Origin of the sequence: Nocardia amamiensis NBRC 102102 (genome assembly GCF_001612745.1) — a bacterium.
GTDB lineage: Bacteria > Actinomycetota > Actinomycetes > Mycobacteriales > Mycobacteriaceae > Nocardia > Nocardia amamiensis.
This window is the reverse complement of record NZ_BDBA01000071.1, coordinates 1-2,298: the sequence shown is the minus strand read 5'-3', so window position 1 is coordinate 2,298 and position 2,298 is coordinate 1. Positions and strand designations below refer to the sequence as shown.

Annotated in this window: 3 protein-coding genes; 2 read left to right on the top strand and 1 reads right to left on the bottom strand. The window is 66.6% G+C overall.

Annotated elements, in window-relative coordinates; all coding sequences use genetic code 11:
* The first annotated feature begins 115 nt into the window (after positions 1 to 115).
* On the top strand, positions 116 to 991 hold the full coding sequence (locus tag NA4_RS15375) for an amidohydrolase family protein (protein WP_067470311.1): 876 nt from the start codon (positions 116 to 118) through the stop codon (positions 989 to 991).
* A 3-nt stretch (positions 992 to 994) separates the two neighbouring features.
* On the opposite strand, the gene NA4_RS15370 is transcribed toward NA4_RS15375, so the two are convergent.
* Complete coding sequence (locus tag NA4_RS15370; RefSeq protein ID WP_067470310.1) at positions 995 to 1,477, bottom strand: DUF456 domain-containing protein; 483 nt, start codon at positions 1,475 to 1,477, stop codon at positions 995 to 997.
* 164 nt (positions 1,478 to 1,641) lie between these two features.
* Here NA4_RS15370 and NA4_RS15365 point away from each other — a divergent pair, with 164 nt between their 5' ends.
* A complete protein-coding gene (locus tag NA4_RS15365) occupies positions 1,642 to 2,271 on the top strand; it encodes a type 1 glutamine amidotransferase family protein (RefSeq protein WP_067470309.1) in 630 nt (209 codons plus the stop codon).
* Positions 2,272 to 2,298 lie beyond the last annotated feature (27 nt).

Here is a 2,298-nt window from a genome sequence, read left to right as displayed (position 1 = left end):
CCAGCGAACCGCACAAGGTCTGATCGCCCCGGGCGACCGACCGGCTGCCGTGGCAGCACCTCCGGTGCTGGTCATTGTGGCAGCGGAAAATCCGACACTGAGGCATTCTGTACAAGTGTTCGATGCCCACCTGCACATCTTCGACCCGCGGTTCCCGCTGGCGGAAAACGAGGGCTACCTGCCCGAGCCGTTCACCATCGCGGACTACCGCAAGCGCATGTCGCGGTTCGACATCAGCGGCGGCGCGGTGGTCAGCGGGTCGTTCCAGGGCACGGATCAGAGCTACCTGAAGGCCGCCCTCGCCGAGCTCGGCGAGGGATGGGTCGGCGTCACCCGCCTAGACCTGGACGCCACCGACGAGGAGATCATCGAGCTGGACCGCATCGGCGTGCGCGCGTTGCGGTTCAACCTCAAACGCGCGGCCGCCGATATCACCGGGATGACGCTGCAAGCGCTGCGCGCGCATGAATTGGCCGGCTGGCACGTCGAGGTGTACATCGACGGCACGATGCTCGCGTCACTGCAACCCGTCATCTCCAAGCTGCCCGCGCTCTCGATCGACCATCTCGGTATGTCCGAGGAGGGGCTGCCGTTCCTGCTCGATCTCGTCGATCGCGGGGCCAGGGTCAAGGCAACAGGTTTCGGCCGGGTCGCCATGAACGTCGCCAACGCGCTGCGCCGCGTCCACGCGGTGAACCCCGAAGCGCTCATGTTCGGCAGCGATCTGCCCGGTACCAGGGCGGGACGCCCGTTCCGGGACTCGGACGTCGATCTGCTCTGCGACGTGGTCGGCGCCGACATGCACGCGGTGCTCGAGGACAACGCGCGCGCGTTCTACCGGCTTCCCGCTCGCGAGCGGACCGGCACCACCGACCTGGCTCCGACGTTGCCGCTGCATCGCCCGCAACCGCCGACGCTGCGGCTGCGCCGCGACGAATTGCCCGGCAGCCGAGCCGGAGACACGATTCCGTTCCCCGCCATCGACCGATAACGCTCAGGCGGCGATCGCGCCTGCGACCCAGACGCCGGTGGCCAGCAGCGCGCCGAAGAGCTCGATGAGGATGGACAGGCCGACGCCCTTCAGCGCGTGACCCGTTGCCCGCCACGCCTGTTGGTTGGCCCGCAGCCGGTGGAGCTCCGAAAGATACACGCCGAGCACGAAACCGGCGAACAGGCCGACGACCGGGATCACGAAGAATCCGACGATGCCGAGAATCGCGCCGAGGAAGATCGCGCGATTGGACACCCCCGCTTCCTTCATCTTGCGTCCCGGCCAGGTGTATTTGACGACCCCGGAAAGCGCCAGCAGCAAGGTGCTGATCGCGAGAACGGTCCACGCGGTGGCTCCACCGGTCATGAAGGCCCAGACTGCGATGGCACCGAAGATCAGGATGACACCCGGCAGGATCGGTACGACGATCCCGATGAGGCCGACCAGGATCACCAGGCCGACGATCACCTCACCCCACACGCTCACTGATGAATCCTCCCGTTTCCCGCGAATTTCGCGCTGCTGGGATTCTGGCGCACCGGCGTTGTCCGTGCACAGTGAAGGTTCCGGTCCAGCGAAGCGGCGGTCAGCGGGGCGGCGCTGGACCAGAAGTATTGACAGCATGCTGTCAAATATGACAGGATACTGTCATGACCACGAAGACAGTGCACATGGCCGTTTACGACACTCTCGCCGACTGGGAGGTGGGCGCGGCCACCGCGCACATCAACAAGCCGAGCTGGCATCGGGAGCCGGGAACGTGGCAGGTCAAGACGGTCGGGCTGACCGCGGAGCCGATTACGACGATGGGTGGGATGCGGATCGTGCCCGATGTCGTGCTCGCCGATCTCGCGCCCGCCGACAGCGCGATGCTGATCCTGCCGGGCGCTGAGACGTGGATGGGGCCGGAGCTGGACGCGTTCGGGGAGAAAGCGCGCGAGTTCGTGGCGGCGGGCGTTCCGGTCGCCGCGATCTGCGGCGCGACTTACGGGCTGGCCAAGCAGGGCCTGCTCGACAACCGCAAGCACACCAGCAATGTCGCGGAATTCCTGCTCTACAGCGGGTATTCGGGCGCCGAACACTATGTTCAGGAGCCTGCCGTCACCGACGGTGACGTGATCACGGCCAGCGCGAGCGCGCCGTTCGAGTTCGCGCGCGAGGTGCTGGGCAGGCTCGGCGTGTACGAGCCGCATGTGCTGGACGGCTGGTACCGGCTGTTCGCGCACGCCGATCCAGAAGGATGGGCGGTGCTCGAGGCGTACGACGCGCAGCATGCATGAGCGAGCGCAGCGAGCGAACAATGGGTA

Bases quoted from the DNA above. Each gene is read 5' to 3' on its own strand.
- NA4_RS15365 (WP_067470309.1), top strand. From the start codon at position 1,642: ATGACCACGAAGACAGTGCACATGGCCGTTTACGACACTCTCGCCGAC.